This window comes from Pseudomonas sp. CBS (genome assembly GCF_024734645.1).
Classification (GTDB): domain Bacteria; phylum Pseudomonadota; class Gammaproteobacteria; order Pseudomonadales; family Pseudomonadaceae; genus Aquipseudomonas.
This window is the reverse complement of sequence record NZ_CP102929.1, coordinates 616,597-637,477: the sequence shown is the minus strand read 5'-3', so window position 1 is coordinate 637,477 and position 20,881 is coordinate 616,597. Positions and strand designations below refer to the sequence as shown.

Genomic DNA, 20,881 nt, shown 5'->3' with positions numbered 1-20,881 from the left:
ATCAGCTGTGAGCGCCGATGCGGGTCGATATTAGCCCTGGAGCTTTTCGAATTCGCGGCGGAATTCGGACTTTTCCTCACGGGTCAATGGCAGCAGCGGCATGCGCGCCACACCCACATTGAAGCCGGCGAGCTCACACCCGTACTTGACCTTCTGGATAAACTTGCCGCTTTCCAGGTTATTCATCAGCGGGAACAGCGAGCGCACGATCTGCTGGGCCCCCGCAAGTTGACCACTGACGTAGTTTTCATAGAACGCCACGATCTGCGGCGCCAGGAAATTGGCCGGCGCGCAGATCCAGCTGGTGGCGCCCCACAGGAAAAAGTCCAGGGCCTGGTCATCCGAACCGCACGACAGCTGGATCTTGCCCTTGTAGCGCTCATCAATCTCGATGGCCCGCAGCAAGTTGCCCGCGCTTTCCTTGATGGCAATGACGCGCTCGTGGTCCATCAACGCATCCATGACGCTATAGCCCACCTCCACGTTAGTGCGGATGGGGTAGTTGTACAGCACAATATTCACATCGGGCACCGCATCGAGGATGGCGTTGTAGTGACCGATCAGTTCGTCCTGCGTTGGGATGGCGTAGTACGGCGGCGCGATCAGTAGATTGCTGTAGCCGGTATCCCGAGCCTGCTTGACCTGCTCGATGACTTCGCGGGTACATGAACCATTGGCGCCTGCGATCAACATGACGCGACCATCGGCGACTTCCCGCACAGTGGCCATGACCTGACGACGTTCTTCATTGGTCAGCGCATAGTATTCGCCGGTTGAGCCAAGAGGTACGAGGCCGCCGACGCCCTGCTTGATCTGGTACTCGACCAGGGAGGCCAATACGTCGTAATCGACTGCACCGTTTTTATCGAAGGGAGTAACCAGGGCCGGCATGATGCCATTGAGTTGTTGCATGAGCGTGTCTCCAATGTGTGGATCAGTAGGCGTAGCGTTTGAGCATCCGGGTCTCGACCACTCCGACCAGTCGGGTCAGGGGGAACGCCACCAGGAAATAGATCACCGCCACCGCCGATAAAAACTCCACCGGGCGAGCGGTACTGTTGGAAATGTTTTGCCCCACGAACATCAGGTCAGCGATGCCCACGGATGAAATCAGCGCGCTCTCCTTGAACAAACTGACGACGTTGGAAAGCAGCGGCGGCACGGCCCGCAGCAGCGCTTGCGGGAAGATCACGTAAAACACCTTGTTCCACTTGGCCACACCCAGGGCCGTGCACGCGTCGTGCTGCTCGCTGGGAATGGATTTGAGCGCGCCACGAAAGGTCTCGCTGGTAATGGCGGTCATGTACAGGGTCAGCGCCAGCAGCACCGACACGTAAGGCGGCACCGACAGGCCAAACACCACCGGCAGGCAGAAGAAAATCCAGAACAGTTGGATCAGCAACGGCGTGCCACGAAACAGCTCGACGTAGAGCCCGGTGGGGATGCTGATCCAACGGCTTTTCGACAGGCGCAACAGGCTCAACAGAAACCCGAAGACACTGCCCAGCAGCGCACAACTCACGGTGAACGCTAGGGTCAGCGCAAGCCCTTTGGCCAGGACCTGCCAGTAAGAAAACACCACCATAAAATCCAGTTGCATGACGATCTCCTCAGCGCGCGAGCGCAGCGTCCTGACGGCGTTCGAGCCACTGCACGCATTGCGCGATGGGCAACGACAATGCGAAGTAGATCAAGGCAATCAGCGAGTAGGTTTCCAGCGGCCGATAGGCTTCTGTGGCGATGCTCTTGCCCACATACATCAAGTCGGCGACGGCCACGATGGCGACCAGTGCACTCTGCTGCAGGATCGAGATGCCATTGGTCATCAACACCGGCAAAGCCGTGCGCAGCGCCTGGGGCAGAATCACGTAGAGCGTGCGTTGCCACGGGCGCAGGCCCAGTGCGACGCAGGCATCCAGGTGTTCCCTGGGCACCGCCTGCACACCCGCCCGATAGGCTTCGGCATTAAACGCGGTGAGGTTCAGGCCCAGGGCAAGCACGCCCATGGTGATGGGGTCGATAAACACGTTGAACAGCATCGGCAGGCAGTAGAAAAACCACACGATCTGTAACAGCGCCGGGGTGCAACGGAAGAACTCGATGAACAACTGCGCCGGCCAGCGGATGAAAAACCAGCGGCTGAGCGTCAACAGGCACAGGCCGAAGCCCAACACGAGGCCGACCACATTGGAGATCAAAGCGAGCTGCAAGGTGACTTTCAGGCCATCCCAAAGCGCGCCCCAATTGCCGGTCAGAAAGTGAAAATCAAACTCATAATTCATGTCGGCGAGCCTCAATCCAGGTGCAGGACTTTTTCCAGGAACTCGCGGGTGCGCAGCTCTTTCGGTTTGGTGAAGATCTGCTCCGGCGGGCCTTGCTCGACCACCTTGCCGTTGGCGCAGAAAACCACTCGCGAAGCGATGCTGCGGGCGAAATGCATGTCGTGGGTGACGATGATCATGGCCATTTTTTCTTCGGCCAGTTGCATCATCACGCCCTGCACTTCGGTGACCATTTCCGGGTCGAGCGCCGACGTGACTTCATCGAACAGCATCAACTTGGGTTCGAGCATCAAGGCGCGGGCGATGGCCACACGTTGCTTTTGCCCACCGGAAAGCTGGCTCGGATACACGTTGAGCTTGCTTTCAAGCCCCAGTCGCGCCAGGAACAGGCGCCCCTTTTCCGTGGCCTGAACCTTGGTCAGTCCGTGCACTTTCATCGGCGCAAGAATCAGGTTGCCCAGTACCGACAAGTGCGGGAACAAGGTGTAGTGCTGGAACACCATGCCCACCTGGGCCTGCAACTTCACATCCAAAGGCTTGCCGGCGCCCCTGCCAGAACCGTCGATGTAGGGCCTGCCCTGAAAGGCGATTGTGCCGCCTTGGATGCTCTCCAGCCCCATCATCACCCGCAGCAGCGAGCTTTTGCCGCTGCCGCTCGGACCGATGATCACCAGGCGATCATCCGAACGCATGTCGAGGTTCAAACGGTCCATTACCACCAGGCCTTCGCCGTAGGATTTGTACACGTCACGCAACTGGATAAAGTCGCCCTTGGCCGAATCAAGGGTGAGCGAATCCTGCGGCTGGGTAGCCACCAGATAAGGAGCGGTCATAGCACTGTCTCCAGGAGAACGCTGAATCGAAAGCCGTTCTCGGGATCGTCGGAAAATTACTGAGGGGTTTTGTCGCCGGCGTTGGCGAGCGCAGAGGCCTTGTCCACCAGCGCGGTGATCTCCCCGGACTCTCGACGTTGCGTGAGGTAGATGTTCAGGACCTGAAGGTCCGAAGGCGCAGCGTTGCGCGGCAGACCAAAAGCGACGCCTTGTTTGGCCAGCGCCGGCACGGGCAGTACTTCTTTAGTCCAGTCCGGGTTGGCGATGGCGAACAGGTGATTGGTGTCACTGGCATCGACCAGAATATCCGCACGTTTGGACATCACCGCCAGGCGGGTCTCATCCATACCGGGCAGGCGCATGATCGTGGCGTTTTTGACCACACCGGAAATGGCTTTGTCTGCCGCGGTGCCCGACATCACGGCGATTGAAACGCCGGGTTTGTCGTAGTCGCCGATGGCGTTGCCGGCGCTGGCAAATTTGGGATTGTCTTTGTTAGTCAGCAACGAGATCTGGTAGTCGGTAGCCGGCACCGAGAACGTCACCGCCATGGCGCGTTCGGGTGTCTGGTTGAGGGCCATCGCCAAGTCCCACTTGCCACCTTGCAGGCCAGCCACCAGGTTGTCCCAGTTGGTGTCGACAAACTCGACCTTGACCTTCAGCACCTTCTCGCCGAAGTCCCGGCACAGGTCCACGAAGTACCCACTGTATTGCCCGGAGCGGGCATCACGCATGACGTAGGGTGCAGCCACTGCCGCACCACAGCGCAGCACACCGGCCTTTTGAATGCCTTGCCAAAGCGTTGTATCTGCTGCGTTCGCAGTCGCCTGCGCTAACAACACGCCAAGAAACGTGACACCTACGAACAGTTTGCGCAGGGGAGAAGAAAGGAGCTGTGTCATGTTGACCTCACCGATATTTAATTTTTCTTGGGCAGAAAGGTACAAACGTTCAAGCTATGCGCGCCGTCATGTATGCAGCGCTGTATGCAGATTAGTTTTGGACGAGTTGATGTGTCAACAGGGCTCGTAATTTTTTTGTCATTTGGTGATTGGTGGGCATTGGCATATCGTCGCAGCGAATGCCCTCGAATTAGCCGAGTTGGAAGCTGAATGCCACAGGGGGTTGGACCAAGCCGCCCATTACCTCAGGGACGAGATGCTGCTGCAGGCACTCGACCACGGTGGGAACTCCAACGGAAATGGTGAGTCTCCACACCACCGGCGTGCGTCTGCGCAATTGGCGACTTGAAGCTTGCAAAATTGCTGCTCAAACTTCGAGCGGTGGTCGATCTATGTGTAATTTGGAAGTCGATGCGGTGGACGACTCGCTACCGTAGATCAGCGACTCATCCATTCAGAACGCGCCTCCCTTCGAGGATACGCTTGCTGACCTGCTACCAAGCGAGACAGCGCACACCGCCACGCCGAGACAAACACTCAACCCAGTGGGATCCGCCCGCATAGACACTGTCTTGCGGCCAGCACTTCATGTCATCGCGGAAGCAGGGAATCACGCAAGCTGATCATCAACGACGCGAGGGCACTGGTGCATACGGTCGCCGATACTGTTTACCTGGTCAGCCCCGGCGTCTTCCAGCGATACGCTCAGGAACACCCGCAGATAACGGCTCCGGCCAAGCGGGAAAAAATGCAGGAATGGCAGTGGGTACAGAAGCATTTCGAGAAGCTGATGACAGTGGGCTCAACATCTGGACCTGCTTGGTCAGCGGGCCACGCAAATCAAGGCGCTTGCGTGGCTATCTGTTGCGAGATCCCAGTGATCTGTTTAACGAGGTGCCGCCCAACAACTCGTAGTTGCGCATATTCCAAGGTCAACACGACGCGAGCTCAGATTGATCGTCAGTAGGCCACTGAAGAGACTAAGCATCGCTAGAGCAGCCGAACGAGATCATTGAGCGCGCGAAAGTGGCTCTGCCCACAGGCCAGCCCTTCGTATCGAAGCCATTGGGAGATCTTTGCTCCCCTTGCGACATTCAACGTGCTCAAGCGAAACCAAATCGTAAAATTGTATGTGAAGCTCTAGAGAGTCACTAAAACAGCTAAAAACCTTTGGCTCTCAGGACTGCGATCTCCATCTCAGGCACTTTCAAATACGATATTCAGGAGAAGATAGACTACATCGTCGCGAAATGACAATCGTGCAAATGCGCTGCCTTATTTCCCTGCACAACGGCTCTACAAATCACAAGCCGTGATAATAGCTAGGTAACTCTCATAGAAAAAGTCTACTTCTCATGGTATCTATAGGCCGCTGCCCAAAGGCCATCAGATAATATTTATTAAACAGGTAAAAATCAGTAAAGCCACAAAGATCAGCCACCTCTTTTGGCGAAAGCGAAGAATTATAATCAGCAAGCATCGAATGCGCTTTATCCAGCCTGACCTTGCGGAGATAGGCCATAGGAGTAGTGCCTTTGAACTGTTTAAATCCTAGCTGTAGACTTCGGATACTGACGCCCGAAAAAACCGCCAAATCACTTAAAATCAATGACTTATCATAATTAGCATGTATGTATTCGGCGGTTCTCTTTATGGAATACGGAACCGGTGAGGCTACAGTCTTCGATGACCTTATATTTTTTGAATAATTATTTTCAACATTGTACAGAACAAAGCATATCAAACTCTCTTTCAGGTGAGTTAATACTTTGCTTTCAAGCGACTCTCTGTTTGATCCGGCGCTGATCATCAAGTCAGCGAGCCCTGTCATGAATTTCGCAGCCCCCTCTCCCGCTGCCCTGACAGCAAAATTAACTCTAGACACCGGGGGCTCGCCAATAAGCAGTGTCAAATAACGTACAACATCCTCTTGTGACAAATAAAAAGTTACATATTGTGCGCCCTGCGAATAATTTGAAAAAACGACTTCTCGATGATCCAGAAGGGAGACATTACCAACCTTAGAAAAGATTCGCTGCTTAGGGCTTTCCCATGTAACAGTCCCAGACTGAGGAATTGTAAAGAGAAAACCGTCCGCCCCGGACCTGGCCTCATAACCCCAGCCCGTGCTGCTGGTAGTCAAGCTGACAATGGAGCTCCCGATTTTGCACATTTTAGTCATGCACTCTAACTGCCCACGCGCTCCAGGCCTCACATCCATTTCGAAGCAATAATTATCAAAGTACTTGACAGCCAAAGCTTCACCGGCAAGGTGCGAAGAGGAGAAAATCACATCACTCATAACAATTCACCGATACCTTTATGACCCTGGATGAAAACAATGCTAATAAAGGCAGTTTTAAGTGAGTTACAAAGCGTAATTTTACTAGAAATGTGAATCCGTTCAACGTCGAGAAAAATCATGGCATTGCTCGCCTTTGGCAAGCTTTTGGGTACTACCTGAGCTGCACATCGCCATCCCGTAGTTTTGCGATTTTTAGTGATAACCCTTTGCGCCTTGATGTCTCGCGTCGCTTTCTTTTAGATGGTAATAGTGGCTCCGGCCCCGTCGATCAGCCCTCCCACAGCAGGTTAAACTCCGCCTCTAAAAACTAGCCAGCCACACAGGACTGATCCTAAGCGCAACCTTCCATCATCAAAAACCACACCAGCACCGAGGTTCCCCATGCACGCGCTCTTCGCTCGAAGTCTCAACCTAGCTCATGGCTTCATCAGCGACGCACAGACCCACGCTCATACAACCTCTACATCACGTCGGGGGAAACATGCGTACGTGCAAACCTGACACCAATCTATGTGGTACTACACCAGTATCGAAACAGGTCATTAACAAAATATTTGCCTGCTCCCACTGCCTGCCCCTTCACAGCTGCTTGCTCGAGAATCGACTGACCAAGCCAGACGGGCGAAACACCTCCCCAACGCGCTTTTAAAAGCGATAGACCTACGCAAAACCCCAACTTACTGGAGTCTTGTTCCAATAGTATTTAGCCGTTTCAGGACAAGTCAACTCCTTTTCAATGTCGCTGTGCAGTGCCCTAAAAAGGGACATGGCGGTGTCCCCCATTAAATTGGCATCCAGGCAGACTCCCTGGGCGAATCGATGAAAGAAGCTGGATAAAACGGACATTCCTGCCCGATTTATCCGAACCCACGACCTTTGGTTAGGGCACGACGCCAACAATGAAGCTAAGGCAGACCTAGCCTGAATAACCTGGCAATACGGCCCCCTCTAAACCGGTGCACCCGTTGCCTGGCTCACCTCCTCTATTCACGATGAGGAGCCCCTTCTCCCTCTTCAACGTTATTTGCCCTAGCTTTGCGACGCTCTGAAAAAAGTCGAACCGTCCACTTGAGCAAATTTGCTAATCTTCTAAGCAATCCGCGCAAAGCATGTGTTATCCAGCGGAGAAAGCTGCAGAATAGCTTCGCCACTCTTCTTCTATTTTGTATATCCAGGCGGTCATGCCCAGTTAGCTTTGTACTTGAGTTTGCAACTTTCCCGCCAAGCACGAACGCAATAATGACAAAATAGAATAGTCGATAGTGTTTGTTTTCTTTGATGCTCTCAGACTCCGCTAGCATTTTTTCAACGCTTTTTCTAGCTTGAACAAGCGTTGGAATCACGCATTCTGTTGACAACGCAACAGTGTCCAAAGGCGATGATTTCTCGAAAGCCCCTTCGTTATCGTCTGGAAAAGCTGTGCAGAACTGTGAAGGAGTCGTCTGGCAGACAGCCGACTCTTTAGCCAATTGCCTGACGCCCTGCCCCAAGGACTTAATAGGACATACCTCTTGATTATAATCGTATATCTCCTTGCGTAAGGCGATGACATCCTGCGCAGATAAATTCATTCCTCGTAGAGAGTACATGTCCGTAGAGCTCTGCGGCCCAAAAGTCTTAAATAACTCGGGAGACGTATATTTCAAGTCATAGAGGTCGTGATAAATGTTGCTAGCCCATTTACACGAGACCTTTTCAGGGGTGCCTCTCGACTGGCAATAGGTATCGTAGCGCTTCACTTGGGCCAATAAGAAACCAGCCTGGGACCTCACTACCTCGCCATGTTCCTTTACGCTCTCGAGGGTCGTGCTGGAGTCAGAATCGGCCACGAAGAAAACCGCCGCCGCCAGCGCGGTAGGAAACCAAAGATGATCGTATAACTGCCGAAATCTCTCTCCTAAGTTAAAATTATCATAGATCAGAATGACTAAAGCCCACCCCCAGAGCATTGCCAAAATCAAAACAGGTATAAAGCCAGTTGCCTGACCGAGCGTTCCGGTTCCATCGAGAACATAGCGGCGCGGAATATAATTTATATCAGGGAAAAGTCCAAAATAATTCAACACACCAGGAGCAATAAGAATTATGAAGCCGAACGCCACCCCCTTAATCTTGTGCAACGTGTAAAAGGCCGCAAGCAAAAAGGGGACCAGAAGAACAACGGACACTAGTAGCAAAGCAAATGGAATGGCAAGCGCCTCATCAGGCGACCAATAGCTGTTGATAATTTTCCCTGAGGCATCCCGGACTAAAAAATTCGTCGACATCCAATGGAGCCCATCAAAGGACTGTTCCAAACTATAAGCGCCACCGCGTAAGAACCGGTAATAGGGTTCAAACCATTTCAAGAAAACCTCATACATGCAACACTCCTTGCGCTTAAGAACATCTTGTTCCAAAAATTAATTCACCACGCCAAACTCACTTATGCGCTTTAAGATTACAATTTTTTGTCACGTCTCCACCTGCCCCCTTTATTTGACTTATTTAGCGATCACCTGTTGTGACGGCGGTTGTTAAGCGTCCACGGGCCAAGTGCCGCGACGCACCATCTCTCGGACACGATCAGCCCCGTTGGCTCGCACCAGCAACTCCAATCGGGCTTTCTCGATGTCCTCGGCACTCCATTGGTCGGTCGCCATGGTGGCTTTTTCATGGGACCAACCATTGTCGTAGTGACGCACCACATATCGCTGTTGGTATTCCCACATCGACGTCCCGGGAATCGGCGTAACGATAAACGGGTTGGCATATGCCATGCCGGCGCCCATGAGGTTGACCGCGTAATCAATGGTGCGCTCAATCAGTTCCAGGCTTTCTACAAAAGGCTTTTGCCCAGGCCTGTTGGGAGGATTGACGAACCCCAGCATGAACCCGCCGGTGACCTGAATGCCGTGCTCGGTAAACATCTCTATGAGTTCGAACGTCGAGTGCTGGATCGCGTTAAGTCGGGATTTGTTGGAGTTGAGCAGGCTGTCTTCGTTCGCGCTCTCCACCGCGAGGTAAATGTTGTAGCAGCCATTTTCGGCAATCGACCGAATGAACTCTCTTGCCGTGAGTCCGCCTTTTACCGCCTCGATCACATTGCGATATTGCGGATTTTTGCGCTCCTTCTCATCCATCTGGTCTATGAAGCTTTCGCCCAAATGCAGCAGGATCAGGTTGAAAAGGCTCAACCCGCCTTCCTCGACCCAGGGCAAGTCATATTTTTTCAGGAGCTTGCCAACCTCCATCGCATACAACGGGTCGTGCATCAGGTGATCGTCCTCGATCAGGACTTCGGTGACCCCCTGTTTCACCAGATCGGCCAGGTGCAGGTCAAACCAGTCCAGGCCAAGTGCCCGCCAGGGGCCGTTGATTTTCGGGATGTAGCAGAAGTTACAATTCACGTTGCAGCCAATCGTGGAGAATATCTGCGCCCACGCGCCATGTTTGCGTACTCGCGCACCTGAGGAGTGATAAGGCTGCAGGTAATGGTTCATGTTCAGAAAGCTGAAGTCCGGCAAGGGCATCACTCCGAGCCTCTCTTCGAGGTCCTGCCGCTTGGGGATGATGCTCTGGTAGCTGGATTTCTGGGTGGGCCGGATCAGTTGCGCTCGGCTGTCGCGGTACGCCACCCCAGGTACGGCATTGATGTCTGTCCCTTCGTGAGTCAAGGCGTCGAGCAGCAGCGTAAAGGCCCGGTCAGCTTCATTGATCAGCGCGAAGTCGAAGGCCGAATCCAGCAGTGCATTCTTCCAGTCACCACTGGAGTGAGCGCCGCCAGTGACCAGCACCAAATTGGGGTCGAGAGTTTTTACCATCTCGGCCAACGCCCGTGCATTGCCCCATTGCGCGGTGTAGTTGCACTGGATCCCGACAACATCAGGCTGCGCGGTTTCGATGATCTCGCGTATCTGCGTATCGGTCAGGCCGTAGCGGATCAGATGCCCTTGGTCGACCTTGACCAGGCTGTGCTCCTGGGACCAACCGGCAAACGGCGAATCGATAATCTGCACGTCATAACCGGCACGCCGGGCTACCGTGGCGATGCGCAACAGGCCGATAGGCGTACCGGCACGCTTCATCACTTCGAACGTATCAATGCCGATGCGGGCAAATGCGCTGTCGTGTGACGTGGGCTCGATCAGGCGTGTGTAAGGCGGCACAAACAGCAGCACACGAGGCACCTCACCATTGGCGCGACGGCGGATGCCGGTTCGGCTGTTCAGCAACGATGGCTTTCCCAGATGACTGAGCAAGGGCCGCGTAGGTGCGACCGAAAAACTCGGCCCGTCGCTCTCAATCCTCATGGTTCCCTGCGAAGCTATCAAGTTCATTTCCCTGTCTCCTTACCCGTCGAAATCACCGTGAGGTCGTGCGTGAGCGTGAAGTGGCGATGACCGCCCCCGTAATGATCAACACGGCGGGAATCATCAGGATCGGTTTGGCATCGCTTTGCCCCACGGCAATCAGCAGCAGCGTTGAGAACAGCGGCGCCAGGTAAGACAAGGCGCCCAGCATCGATAGATTTCCGTGCTTGGTCGCGTGGTCCCAGGCGAAGAAAGCCAGGCCCACCGGGCCCAGCCCCAAGGCAATGATCGCCGCCCACTGGCCCGGTTCAGGGCGCACCGTGGTTTCGAACGCCAGATGGCAGAGCCCTCCGGCCACTGCCACCAGCCCACAAATACCCCCGACGATGCTGCTCGGAACATGGCTGAAACGCCGGTTGAACACCGAGTAAATCGCCCAGACCCAGGCACACGCAAAGGCTGCGGCGTAACCGATAACCGGCATCGACGCACTGTCACTCCGGGCCCGCAGTTGCATGATGAAGGCCGTCCCCGCAAGGCCGAGCAACGCGCCCAGCAACTGGCGCTTGCGCAGCGACTCGCCGGTGGCAAAGCTCGACAGCAGTACGATCAGCAGCGGCCACAGGTAGGCAATCAGGCTAGCTTCAGCCGCCGGCGCGGCCTTCAGGGCAAAGAAATACAACGCGTGATAGACGAAGATGCCGGCAAACCCCGTTGCCCACACAGACCAGGGCTGGCGCCAGCTGCTGAACCCGGCAGCGCCACGCAGCCCCAGCATGCACAGGCTGGCCACGAACGCGACCGCGAAGCTCGAAGCCAGCAACTGAAAGGCCGGGATCCCGGCGGTCAAGGTGGTCAGAAGCGCCAGGCACGCCCACAAAAACACAGCAATCACCCCCATCAGCGTCGCACTGGCGGCGCCCTTGGCAAGGGTGATGGATGGGTTGGAATTGCTCATACAAGCCCCGTCTGCGGATAATCCTCAAGCGGGAACAATAGAAAGGTCAGCAAAGCGAGTATTGATCAAGCCCGCCAAAGAATTGTTCGGGACTGCTATTTTCTCAGTGAGCTTGCCCTTGCTTGCGCACCACGGCCGGCGTTACATGGCGGGCTTTCTTCAAGGCATGGGTCAATGCGCTCTGGTCGGCGTAACCGGCGCGATGCGCGATATCAGTGATCGACAAAGACGTCTGGCGCAGCAGGTCGATAGCTAGATTCAGACGCAAGTTCGCAATATGCGAGAACGGCGTAGTGTTCAGGTGCTGCCCAAACAGCACATACAAGCGCCGTTCACTGGTGCCCGCATAACGCGCAATATCATGCACCGACAGGGCGGTGCTCAGGTGCTGTTCGATATAGGCCAGCGCGCGAGCGACAACAAACTGGCCGGGATCGCTGCGCGCAACCTCGGGCTGCAATAACGAACACAACAGCAACCGACTCCAGGACTCGGCCATCGCGGGCGAGCCGACCAACTGTGGCCCGTTGCAGTTGGCGTAATCGAGCAAATGCCGTATATCGGGCCTAACCGCAAAAAAACCCTTGTCCTGGAATAGACCAAGAGTCACAGCCGTGCTCTTTGGCGCCTCGCTATGGTCGATCAAGACGTCCAGCACCAGAAAACTGTTGTGGTTATTGGCCAGGAATGTATGTCGGGAGCCAGCAGCTATCACCACGCCCTGGCTCGCGTCGATCTTGCCACCTCGTCCGTCGACTTCAATCTCCATTGACCCGGATTGGGGAAGCACTATTTGATGAAAGTCGTGTTGGTGAAGCTCAACCTCACCTGAGTAGGAGCGCAACGCCAGGGATAACGATTGGGGGTCGGTAGCGTTCATCCATGACTCTCCATGTGTCGAGGCGTTTATCCTAAGCCACCGATACACTCGAGGGCCAGTACGCTCTCAGCGGAAGTATCATCCAACTTAACCTGCCTAAACGCGTACGCGTTGCTATCGATAACAGGAGGCTATTGCCGCTCTGTTTTCCATCAGCATCAGATAGCAGGCTTCACCGAACCCGATCTGTTCGCTGGCACTTACTTTATGCTGACCACTTAACTGTTTTTGTCTTACGTCTTCCTCGCTTGAGAACTGGCGGCAACGCCTGTCACCTAGATCACGCGTCTTGAACGCTTTTCGGCCACGCTCACCTACCCCATCCCTTGAGCAGGTGTGCGAGGGTCTGTCAGCACTTGATGTTTGTCATCTCTGGATCATAAAAAGCACGCAGGCTTGCTTCAACTTGGTACTTCTGCGTCGCAATTTCTATTTCGTACTTGCCCTCCTTGACCCAATCAGCGCTCACCCCAGCGTCGTTACACACATACCCCATCGCTACGTTGCCACCGATGAAATGACCGTACATGCCGGATGTGGTGCGACCGACGATTTCCCCGTTTCGGAAAATAGGCTCTTCGTGGTAACTGGTCGCCTCAGGGTCCAGGAACTTGAACAACACCATTCGTTTTTTAACGCCCTCGGCCTTCTGTTTGAGCAATGCCTCCTTGCCAATAAAACCGCCCGCCTTATCGAAGTCAGAGGCGAAAGACAGACCGGCCTCCAGGGGCGTGTCCTCCTCCATCACGTCATGACCAAAATGGCGATAACCTTTTTCGATACGCAACGAGTTCAGTGCGTGGTAACCACAAAATTTTAGACCATGCGGTTCACCGGCAGCAACAATCCGGTCGAACACATCAGGGGCAAACTCTGTCGGAATGTAAAGCTCCCAGCCCAGCTCACCAACGTAAGTGATGCGCGAAGCGCGCACTCGCGCGTAGCCCAATTCGATCTCCCGCGAGGTTGCGAACGGAAACCCTTCATTGGAAAGGTCATCGGTGGTAAGCGGTTGCAACAGATTGCGGGCATTGGGGCCCATGATGCTGATTACAGCCATGGACGAAGTGACATCGGTAATCACCACGTTGGCCTGCGCCGGCGTATTGCGGCGCAACCAGTTTAATTCACGGGTCTGTGTCCATGGGCCGGTGACGATCAGGAAAGAATCTTTCTCCAACCGTGTGACGGTCAGGTCCGCTTCGATGCCGCCCCGCTCGTTGAGCCACTGGGTGTAGACGATCTTGCCAGGTTCGACATCGATATTATTACTACAGATTCGGTTCAACACCGACATGGCATCGCGGCCTTGCACCATGATTTTGGCGAAGGAGCTTTGATCGAACAACCCGACGGTCTTGCGCACTGCGAGGTGTTCGGCCGCCGACCAATCGAACCAGTTCTGCTTACCCCAGCTATAACCGTACTCAGGCTTGACGCCTTCAGGGGCGAAAAAGTTTGCGCGTTCCCAGCCAACTACTTCGCCGTAGCAGGCATTTGCTGCGACGAGGCGATCATGGAGAATACTTTTGCGGGCGTTCCGTGCAGTTTCAAACTGACGGAATGGCCAATGCATCGCATACAGCAGACCCAGGCCTTCAGTAGTGCGGTCGTACAGGTATTGTGAGTTGCCCTGAAACGGCATATTGCGCTTGATATCCACGTCCCACAAATCCATCGGCGCATGGCCTTTGGCGATCCACTCGGCCAACACTTTACCGGCGCCACCTGCCGACTGAATCCCGATTGAGTTGAAACCGGCAGCGACAAAGTAGTTGCGCAACTCAGGCGCTTCGCCCAAGTGGTAGCGATCGTCCGGGGTAAAGCTTTCCGGTCCATTGAAGAATACTTGCAGACCGGTTTTCTCCATTGCTGGAATACGGCGGATAGCCGCTTCGAGGTACGGTTCAAGGTGGTCAAGATCAGGCGGCAGCTCATCGAAGCAGAAACTGTCGGGAATGCCTTCATGACCCCAAGGCTTGGCGTTGGGCTCGAACGTACCCACCAGCAATTTGCCGGCATCGGTCTTGAAGTAGTTGTAGTTGTCCAGGTCCCGCAGGGTGGGCAGCATGATGCCGTTGATTTCCGGCATTGGCTCGGTCACAACGTAATAGTGTTCCGCGGCGTGCAGAGGGATGTTGACCCCCGCCTTCTTACCAAAATTGCGCGCCCACATGCCTGCGCAATTGACGACGAACTCCGCATCGATATCGCCTTGGGCAGTGACCACGCCTGCAGCTTTCCCGTCCTTGATCTTGATGTCCAGAACCTGGGTGTTCTCAATGATGCGCGCACCGCCCAGGCGAGCGCCCTTGGCCAGCGCTTGGGTCACATCCACCGGATTCACTACGCCGTCCAGAGGCAGATATACACCTCCCACGATGTCATCGATGTTCAGCAGCGGCCATAAATCTAGCGCTTGCTCAGGATTCACCACCTCGCAAGGGAAGCCGCACAATTTGGCCATTGAGGCACCACGCTTGAGTTCAGTGAAACGCTCCTGGTGAGTAGCGATGCTCAGCGAACCATTGCGAACAAATCCCGTTGCTTGTCCGGTTTCCGCCTCAAGGCCTTCATACAAACCGGCACTGTATTTGGCCAGCATGCTCATGTTGTAAGTGGCTCGCAGAGTTGGCACCAGGCCGGCTGCGTGCCAGGTGGTACCGCAGGTCAGCGTTTTTCGCTCCAGCAATACCACATCTTTGATACCCAATTTGGTCAGGTGATAGGCAACGCTACAACCGATTACCCCACCACCGACGATGACTACGCGAGCTGAACTCGGAATGCTATTGCTCATGTGAAACTCCAAGGCCCGTTGCCAACCCGGCAACCGACTCGACAGTTGGGTTATAAAACGACGGTTTTATTGCCATACACCAGCACGCGGTCTTCAAGATGGTTTCGAAGCCCCCGCGCCAATACAGTCTTCTCGACGTCCTTGCCAAGCCTGACCAAGTCATCGACTGTTTGCTCATGGCTGACCCGGGCAACGTCCTGCTCAATGATCGGCCCCTCATCGAGGTCCTCGGTGACGTAGTGACAAGTCGCGCCGATGAGCTTCACGCCGCGTCGAGAGGCCTGGTGGTAGGGCTTGGCACCGATGAATGACGGTAGAAAGCTGTGGTGGATATTGATGACCTTATGCCGGTATTTTTCGCATAGGTTTTGAGGAAGGATCTGCATGTAGCGCGCCAATACAATGCAGTCGGCGCGATACTCATCGATCAGGCGTTCGGTCCGGGCAAAACCTGCTGACTTGTTGTCCTTATCCACCGGCACGTACTCGAAAGGAATGCCGTACCACTCCACCAGGCTGCGCAAGTCTTCGTGGTTTGAAATTACGCAAGCGATGTCACAGACCAAGTCGCCCGTCTTCCAGCGATCCAGCAGGTCAGTCATGCAGTGCGAACCTTTGCTGCACATCAGCACCACACGTTTGTGCTGATCACTGTCCACCAGCCGCCAGTTCATGTTCATTTCCAGAGCAATCGGCTCAACCTTGCTGCGCAACACCTCCATATCAAAGGGAAGTGAATCGGCGCGCACCACCATGCGACTGAAGAAGCGGTTACTTTCCTCATCGGAAAACTGAGACGCTTCTTCAACCCAACCGCCGTGATTGGCAAACAGCCCGGCTGTGCGAGTAATGATCCCTACACGATCAGGACAATCGAAGGCGAAGGTATAGGTACGCTTTGTACTCATTTCAGGGTCCTCAAGACAATGCAGCTTCAAGCGCCGGGACGGTTTCGAACAGATCGGCAACCAGGCCGTAGTCGGCGATACGGAAAATCGGCGCGTCTTCATCGTTGTTGATTGCAACGATGACTTTGGAATCCTTCATACCCGCCAAATGCTGAATGGCACCTGAAATGCCGACAGCGATATACAGCTGTGGCGCGACGATCTTGCCGGTCTGGCCAACCTGCATGTCATTGGAAACAAACCCGGCATCGACGGCGGCGCGTGATGCGCCGACGGCAGCGCCAAGCGTGTCGGCAACTTTTTCCAACAAGCCGAAATTGGCCCCGCTGCCCATCCCACGACCACCGGCGATGATGATTTTGGCGGAGGTCAACTCGATCCGTTCCGACACGCTGAAGTCCGCGTTGACGAAGGTGGAAAGGCCAGTTTCGTGGGAAAGCGTGAGCGCCTTGACGGCGGCGCTTACCGTGGATTTTTCAGCTGGTGCGAATGCTGTAGTGCGTACCGTCAGCACTTTTACCGGGTCGGCACTTTCAACGGTGGCCAATGCATTACCCGCATAGAACGGACGCACAAAGCGGCTGACCGAGATGATTTCGACGACGTCGCTGATCTGCGCCACGTCCAGCAACGCCGCAACGCGGGGCAGAAGATTTTTGCCATAGGCTGTCGAAGCGGCCAGCACATGGCTGTAGGCCGACGTCGTCACCAATTCAGTGACAAGCGCCGCCACGTTTTCGACACCTTGGTCTGAGTAGGACGGTGCATCCGCAATCAACACTTGGTTGACGCCGGTGTAGCTGGCCATTTCTGCGGCAATGTGAACTGCGTGCTTACCCGCAACCAGCACTTCAACCGAAGAACCAAGGCTTGCAGCAGCGGTCAATGCATTCAAGGTTGCCAGCTTGAGCACGCCATCGTGGTGCTCAGCGATCAACAAAACAGCCATTAGATAACCCCCGCTTCGTTCTTCAGCTTTTGAACCAGTTCGTCAACACTGCTCACGCGAACACCTGCCGTTCGCTCTTGTGGCGCGGTCACCTTGATGACTTTCAGCCGCGCAGTAATGTCGACCCCCAGTTCATGAGCGTCGATAACTTCCAGAGGCTTTTTCTTGGCTTTCATGATGTTCGGTAGCGAGGCGTAGCGTGGTTCGTTCAGGCGCAGATCAGCGGTTATCACAGCCGGCAGACGTAGGCTTCGGGTTTCCATGCCACCGTCGACTTCACGGGCAACATTGACCCATTCCCCGACTACCTGGATGTCCGAGGCGAAAGCGCCTTGAGAGCTGCCCATCAATGCCGACAACATCTGTCCGGTCTGGTTGTTGTCGCCATCAATGGACTGTTTACCCAGCAGAACGATGCCTGGTCCTTCCCGCTTGACCACTTCGTTGAGCAACTTGGCAATGGCCAGCGGTTCAAGATCACTCCCGGATTTGATTAACACGGCACGGTCCGCCCCCATGGCCAGAGCCGTACGTAACTGCTCCTGACATACATCCAACCCTACAGATACAGCAATAATCTCGCTGGCCTGGCCGCGCTCTTTCAACTGCAATGCCGCCTCGACTGCAATTTCACAGAAGGGGTTGATCGACATCTTCATGTTGCTTAACTCGACGTCAGACTCATCCGTCTTGACCCGGACTTTGACGTTAGCGTCCAGAACCCGCTTCACCGCCACCATCACCTTCATATCTACCTCCGAATAAGTCCGTTCCTGCTTCAGAGGGATGCTATAAGTCTGAATAACCCGCTACAAACGATCTATATGTTACTCATGAATAAGCCAGGCTTATTTGTTGGCGCCGGGCAAGAAGAACCCGGCTTGTGCCGGGCTAAAGGTGAACCAATCTTATCTTCATCCACCTCGCACTGACCTTAGGCCATGCGATTGACCATCTCTACATGCTGGTGTAATTCGGACCGCCGCCTTCGGGAGCGCACCAAATAATATTTTGGCTCGGGTCCTTGATATCACAGGTCTTACAATGCAGGCAGTTTTGCGCATTGATCTGCAGATGCTGTTGTCCCGCCACTTCAACTAGTTCGTATACTCCAGCCGGGCAGTAGCGCTGTGCAGGTTCGGCATAGGTCGGCAGGTTGAAAGCGATCGGCAACTGCGCATCTTTGAGCATTAAATGGCATGGCTGATCTTCCTCATGGTTGGTGTTGGAGAGATAAACCGAAGAGGTCTTATCGAAGCTCAGCACATTGTCCGGCTTTGGGTAATCAAGGGTCTTCGCTTGATCGGCGCTGACCATGGTCGCGTAATCGGCGTGCGTGTCACGCAGTGTCCAGGGTGTTCTTCCCTTGAGCAGGTTCAGGTCGAACCACGCATAAGCGGCGCCGCCCAGGCTGCCGAAGCGATGTAATGCGGGGCCGAAATTACGCTGCTGGTGCAGCTCTGCATGGATTGATGACTGTTTGAACCGGGCTGCATACTCCTCGAGATCCTGCCCAACCGCGTCATCGACCAGCAGCGCATCGAAGATTGTCTGCGCGGCAAGCATTCCGGACTTCATTGCGGTATGCGAGCCTTTGATTTTCGCGAAATTCAAAGTACCGGCATCACAACCGATCAATAGGCCACCCGGAAAGTGCATCTTGGGCAATGACTGGAGTCCGCCTTTGGCGATTGCCCGTGCACCGTAGCTAATGCGTGACCCACCCCGCAAGAATTGCTCGTAAAGCGGATGGTGTTTAATTTGCTGCAGTTCGTCGAAGGGAGACAGAAAGGGGTTGCTGTAATTAAGGTCTACGACCTGACCAATTACGACTTGGCGGTTCTCCAGGTGATACATGAACGCACCGCCTTGGGCGCCACTCACGGTCAAAGGCCAGCCTGTACTGTGAATCACCAAGCCCGGAACGTGCTGCTCGGCCGAAATTTCCCAAACCTCCTTGAGACCCAGACCGTAATGCTGAGGATCAGAGTCGGCGTCGAGTTGATATCGTTGAATGAGCTGTTTACCCAAGTGACCTCGGCAACCTTCGGCAAAAACTGTCTGCTTGCCAATCAATTCGATACCCGGAGTGAAACTTCCTTTTCTATCGCCTGCCCGGTCCACACCCATGTCAGCGGTGACCACACCTTTGACGCGCCCCTGCTCGTCATACAGAACCTCAGCAGCGGGAAAGCCGGCAAACAGATCAACGCCCAATGCTTCAGCCTGCTCACCGAGCCAACGGCAAACGTTTCCAAGGCTGACAATGTAGTTACCTTCGTTGTGCATCGTGCGGGGTGCAAAGGCACCCGGTACCCTGATCGAAAAGCGAGATGACGTCAGGTAATAAATCTCGTCCGCACTCACTAGTGTGTGCAGCGGTGCCCCCATTTCACGCCAGTCGGGAAGCAACTCGTTGAGCGCTGAGGGTTCGAAAACCGCGCCGGACATAATATGCGCACCGATCTGCGCGCCCTTTTCCACCAAGCACACAGATAGCTCTCGTCCTGCAGCCATCGCCAATTGTCGCAGGCGAATCGCAGTGGATAACCCTGCAGGCCCACCGCCGACTACAACTACATCGAATTCCATCGCATCGCGTTGCATCGCAGTCTCCACAGGCATTGAATCGTGCCTTTGGAGTCCATGCTACGAGCGACTCTGACCACGTAACAAACGATGTATCCATAACTGATTAATAAGTATGGCTAATTCATTAGCGCAGTTCCGACTCCAGCCAGGTACAAAATGCCTGCGCCGCTGCCGAAAGCGGTTTGCTCAGTGGCTTGAGCAAATAGAATCCCGCCATGCTGTCGATACTCTGGTCCAGCGGAGAAACAAGTTGCCCGCGAAGCCTGGATTTCTCGACCAGTTCCTCATTGAGCAGGCAGACGCCCGCATTCTCGATCGCCATGCTGGCAGCAATGGCATAACTATCAACATAGAAGCGCTGATAGTTCTCGGCCTCGCCCTGGGGATGCGATGCCAACCAATCACTCCAGCCGTTAGGCGTACCTAAAACGTCGATTAGCGCCAAGCTCAGCAGGCCGCCCGCGCTGCGCAATTTGGCCGCAACATCCAATGAGCAGTAAGGCCGCAATTCGGTGGAAAGCAGCTGCTGGATATCGTATTGCTGCCAGTTGCCGGAGCCGTAGCGTATCTCAAGCTCTGCGCTACTTGGCGGTGCATCGGCTTCCCAGTTCACGCCATACATACGCAACGAGATTTGCGGATACAACTCGGCAAATCGCTCCATTCGTGGCGCGAGCCAGAGCTGCGCGAAAGAATTGTTCACGCTGATTTCAAGCACGCCCTGCGCCACTGAACTGAAGATGTTGTTCATACCCTGATGCATATGCCAGAGGCCTTCTCGAACCACCGCCAGGTAAGCTCGGCCCGATACGGTCAGTTGAATCGAACGGGTCTGACGCTGAAAAAGAGGCTTGCCAAGTTTGTGCTCCAGCAACTTGATCTGTTGGCTAACGGCCGACTGACTCATATTCAGCTCGACGGCCGCTGCCGAGAAACTCAGATGACGACCTACCGACTCAAATGTTCGCAGCCAATTCAGTTGAAGGTTGGTCAACGACATGGATATTTACCCCATTAGCCCTACTTATTAATACAGGTCGTATACATCGTTTGTAGTGACTACTCAACCACCATAACATTCATCGCACCTGCCCCGAACGCCGGCAAAATGGACGTCCAGCAAGGCTGGGTTATGTCTAGGGAGGAGCTGGCGGGCTTGAATGCGGGCTTGCCGTGTAGA

16 protein-coding genes and 1 pseudogene are annotated in these 20,881 nt (G+C 54.7%); 1 reads left to right on the top strand and 16 read right to left on the bottom strand.

The features are described 5' to 3' along the window. Positions 1-30: 30 nt before the first annotated feature. From dapA to NVB75_RS02740, 5 genes are read right to left on the bottom strand one after another with little or no spacing between them, the layout of a single operon-like run. Complete coding sequence (gene dapA / locus NVB75_RS02760; RefSeq protein WP_258345851.1) at positions 31-912, bottom strand: 4-hydroxy-tetrahydrodipicolinate synthase; 882 nt, start codon at positions 910-912, stop codon at positions 31-33. A gap of 22 nt (positions 913-934) precedes the next feature. Further along, complete coding sequence (locus tag NVB75_RS02755; RefSeq protein ID WP_258345850.1) at positions 935-1,600, bottom strand: amino acid ABC transporter permease; 666 nt, start codon at positions 1,598-1,600, stop codon at positions 935-937. A gap of 10 nt (positions 1,601-1,610) precedes the next feature. Next, on the bottom strand, positions 1,611-2,282 hold the full coding sequence (locus NVB75_RS02750) for an amino acid ABC transporter permease (RefSeq protein WP_258345849.1): 672 nt from the start codon (positions 2,280-2,282) through the stop codon (positions 1,611-1,613). A gap of 11 nt (positions 2,283-2,293) precedes the next feature. Continuing rightward, a complete protein-coding gene (locus NVB75_RS02745; RefSeq protein ID WP_275707957.1) occupies positions 2,294-3,115 on the bottom strand; it encodes an amino acid ABC transporter ATP-binding protein in 822 nt (273 codons plus the stop codon). Positions 3,116-3,171: 56 nt separating this feature from the next. Then, positions 3,172-4,017, bottom strand: a complete 846-nt coding sequence (locus NVB75_RS02740; RefSeq protein ID WP_258345848.1) for an ABC transporter substrate-binding protein — start codon at positions 4,015-4,017, stop codon at positions 3,172-3,174. Between the two features lie 610 nt (positions 4,018-4,627). Here NVB75_RS02740 and NVB75_RS02735 point away from each other — a divergent pair. Next, positions 4,628-4,932, top strand: a pseudogene (locus NVB75_RS02735) (conjugal transfer nickase/helicase domain-containing protein); the annotation flags it as partial. Between the two features lie 418 nt (positions 4,933-5,350). On the opposite strand, the gene NVB75_RS02730 reads toward NVB75_RS02735, so the two are convergent. The 11 genes from NVB75_RS02730 to NVB75_RS02680 form a co-directional block, all read right to left on the bottom strand. Further along, positions 5,351-6,319: a helix-turn-helix domain-containing protein gene (locus NVB75_RS02730; protein WP_258345847.1), complete on the bottom strand. Its 969-nt coding sequence runs from the start codon at positions 6,317-6,319 to the stop codon at positions 5,351-5,353. 986 nt (positions 6,320-7,305) lie between these two features. After that, a complete protein-coding gene (locus tag NVB75_RS02725) occupies positions 7,306-8,685 on the bottom strand; it encodes a hypothetical protein (protein ID WP_258345846.1) in 1,380 nt (459 codons plus the stop codon). Positions 8,686-8,838: 153 nt separating this feature from the next. Next, positions 8,839-10,536 (bottom strand): B12-binding domain-containing radical SAM protein, encoded by a 1,698-nt coding sequence (locus tag NVB75_RS02720; RefSeq protein WP_258345845.1) that lies wholly within the window; start codon positions 10,534-10,536, stop codon positions 8,839-8,841. 130 nt (positions 10,537-10,666) lie between these two features. Next, positions 10,667-11,572 (bottom strand): DMT family transporter, encoded by a 906-nt coding sequence (locus NVB75_RS02715; RefSeq protein ID WP_258345844.1) that lies wholly within the window; start codon positions 11,570-11,572, stop codon positions 10,667-10,669. Positions 11,573-11,675: 103 nt separating this feature from the next. Further along, entirely contained in the window at positions 11,676-12,452 is a 777-nt protein-coding gene (locus NVB75_RS02710) for an AraC family transcriptional regulator (RefSeq protein WP_258345843.1), read from the bottom strand. 349 nt (positions 12,453-12,801) lie between these two features. Then, a complete protein-coding gene (locus NVB75_RS02705) occupies positions 12,802-15,252 on the bottom strand; it encodes an FAD-dependent oxidoreductase (RefSeq protein ID WP_258345842.1) in 2,451 nt (816 codons plus the stop codon). Positions 15,253-15,302: 50 nt separating this feature from the next. Further along, complete coding sequence (gene purU / locus NVB75_RS02700) at positions 15,303-16,160, bottom strand: formyltetrahydrofolate deformylase (protein ID WP_258345841.1); 858 nt, start codon at positions 16,158-16,160, stop codon at positions 15,303-15,305. 10 nt (positions 16,161-16,170) lie between these two features. Continuing rightward, complete coding sequence (locus NVB75_RS02695) at positions 16,171-17,109, bottom strand: electron transfer flavoprotein subunit alpha/FixB family protein (RefSeq protein ID WP_258345840.1); 939 nt, start codon at positions 17,107-17,109, stop codon at positions 16,171-16,173. Next, positions 17,109-17,858: an electron transfer flavoprotein subunit beta/FixA family protein gene (locus NVB75_RS02690; RefSeq protein ID WP_258345839.1), complete on the bottom strand. Its 750-nt coding sequence runs from the start codon at positions 17,856-17,858 to the stop codon at positions 17,109-17,111. The genes NVB75_RS02695 and NVB75_RS02690 overlap by 1 nt, the downstream gene beginning before the upstream one ends. Before the next feature lie 208 nt (positions 17,859-18,066). Then, positions 18,067-19,716 carry an electron transfer flavoprotein-ubiquinone oxidoreductase gene (locus NVB75_RS02685; RefSeq protein WP_258345838.1) on the bottom strand — a complete coding sequence of 550 codons (1,650 nt, stop codon included), beginning with the start codon at positions 19,714-19,716 and terminating at the stop codon, positions 18,067-18,069. A gap of 109 nt (positions 19,717-19,825) precedes the next feature. Further along, positions 19,826-20,701 carry a LysR family transcriptional regulator gene (locus NVB75_RS02680; protein ID WP_258345836.1) on the bottom strand — a complete coding sequence of 292 codons (876 nt, stop codon included), beginning with the start codon at positions 20,699-20,701 and terminating at the stop codon, positions 19,826-19,828. Positions 20,702-20,881 lie beyond the last annotated feature (180 nt).

Coding starts and splice junctions, on each gene's coding strand:
- dapA (WP_258345851.1), bottom strand. CDS start 912: ATGCAACAACTCAATGGCATCATGCCGGCCCTGGTTACTCCCTTCGAT.
- NVB75_RS02755 (WP_258345850.1), bottom strand. CDS start 1,600: ATGCAACTGGATTTTATGGTGGTGTTTTCTTACTGGCAGGTCCTGGCC.
- NVB75_RS02750 (WP_258345849.1), bottom strand. CDS start 2,282: ATGAATTATGAGTTTGATTTTCACTTTCTGACCGGCAATTGGGGCGCG.
- NVB75_RS02745 (WP_275707957.1), bottom strand. CDS start 3,115: ATGACCGCTCCTTATCTGGTGGCTACCCAGCCGCAGGATTCGCTCACC.
- NVB75_RS02740 (WP_258345848.1), bottom strand. CDS start 4,017: ATGACACAGCTCCTTTCTTCTCCCCTGCGCAAACTGTTCGTAGGTGTC.
- NVB75_RS02730 (WP_258345847.1), bottom strand. CDS start 6,319: ATGAGTGATGTGATTTTCTCCTCTTCGCACCTTGCCGGTGAAGCTTTG.
- NVB75_RS02725 (WP_258345846.1), bottom strand. CDS start 8,685: ATGTATGAGGTTTTCTTGAAATGGTTTGAACCCTATTACCGGTTCTTA.
- NVB75_RS02715 (WP_258345844.1), bottom strand. CDS start 11,572: ATGAGCAATTCCAACCCATCCATCACCCTTGCCAAGGGCGCCGCCAGT.
- NVB75_RS02710 (WP_258345843.1), bottom strand. CDS start 12,452: ATGAACGCTACCGACCCCCAATCGTTATCCCTGGCGTTGCGCTCCTAC.
- NVB75_RS02705 (WP_258345842.1), bottom strand. CDS start 15,252: ATGAGCAATAGCATTCCGAGTTCAGCTCGCGTAGTCATCGTCGGTGGT.
- purU (WP_258345841.1), bottom strand. CDS start 16,160: ATGAGTACAAAGCGTACCTATACCTTCGCCTTCGATTGTCCTGATCGT.
- NVB75_RS02695 (WP_258345840.1), bottom strand. CDS start 17,109: ATGGCTGTTTTGTTGATCGCTGAGCACCACGATGGCGTGCTCAAGCTG.
- NVB75_RS02690 (WP_258345839.1), bottom strand. CDS start 17,858: ATGAAGGTGATGGTGGCGGTGAAGCGGGTTCTGGACGCTAACGTCAAA.
- NVB75_RS02685 (WP_258345838.1), bottom strand. CDS start 19,716: ATGCAACGCGATGCGATGGAATTCGATGTAGTTGTAGTCGGCGGTGGG.
- NVB75_RS02680 (WP_258345836.1), bottom strand. CDS start 20,701: ATGTCGTTGACCAACCTTCAACTGAATTGGCTGCGAACATTTGAGTCG.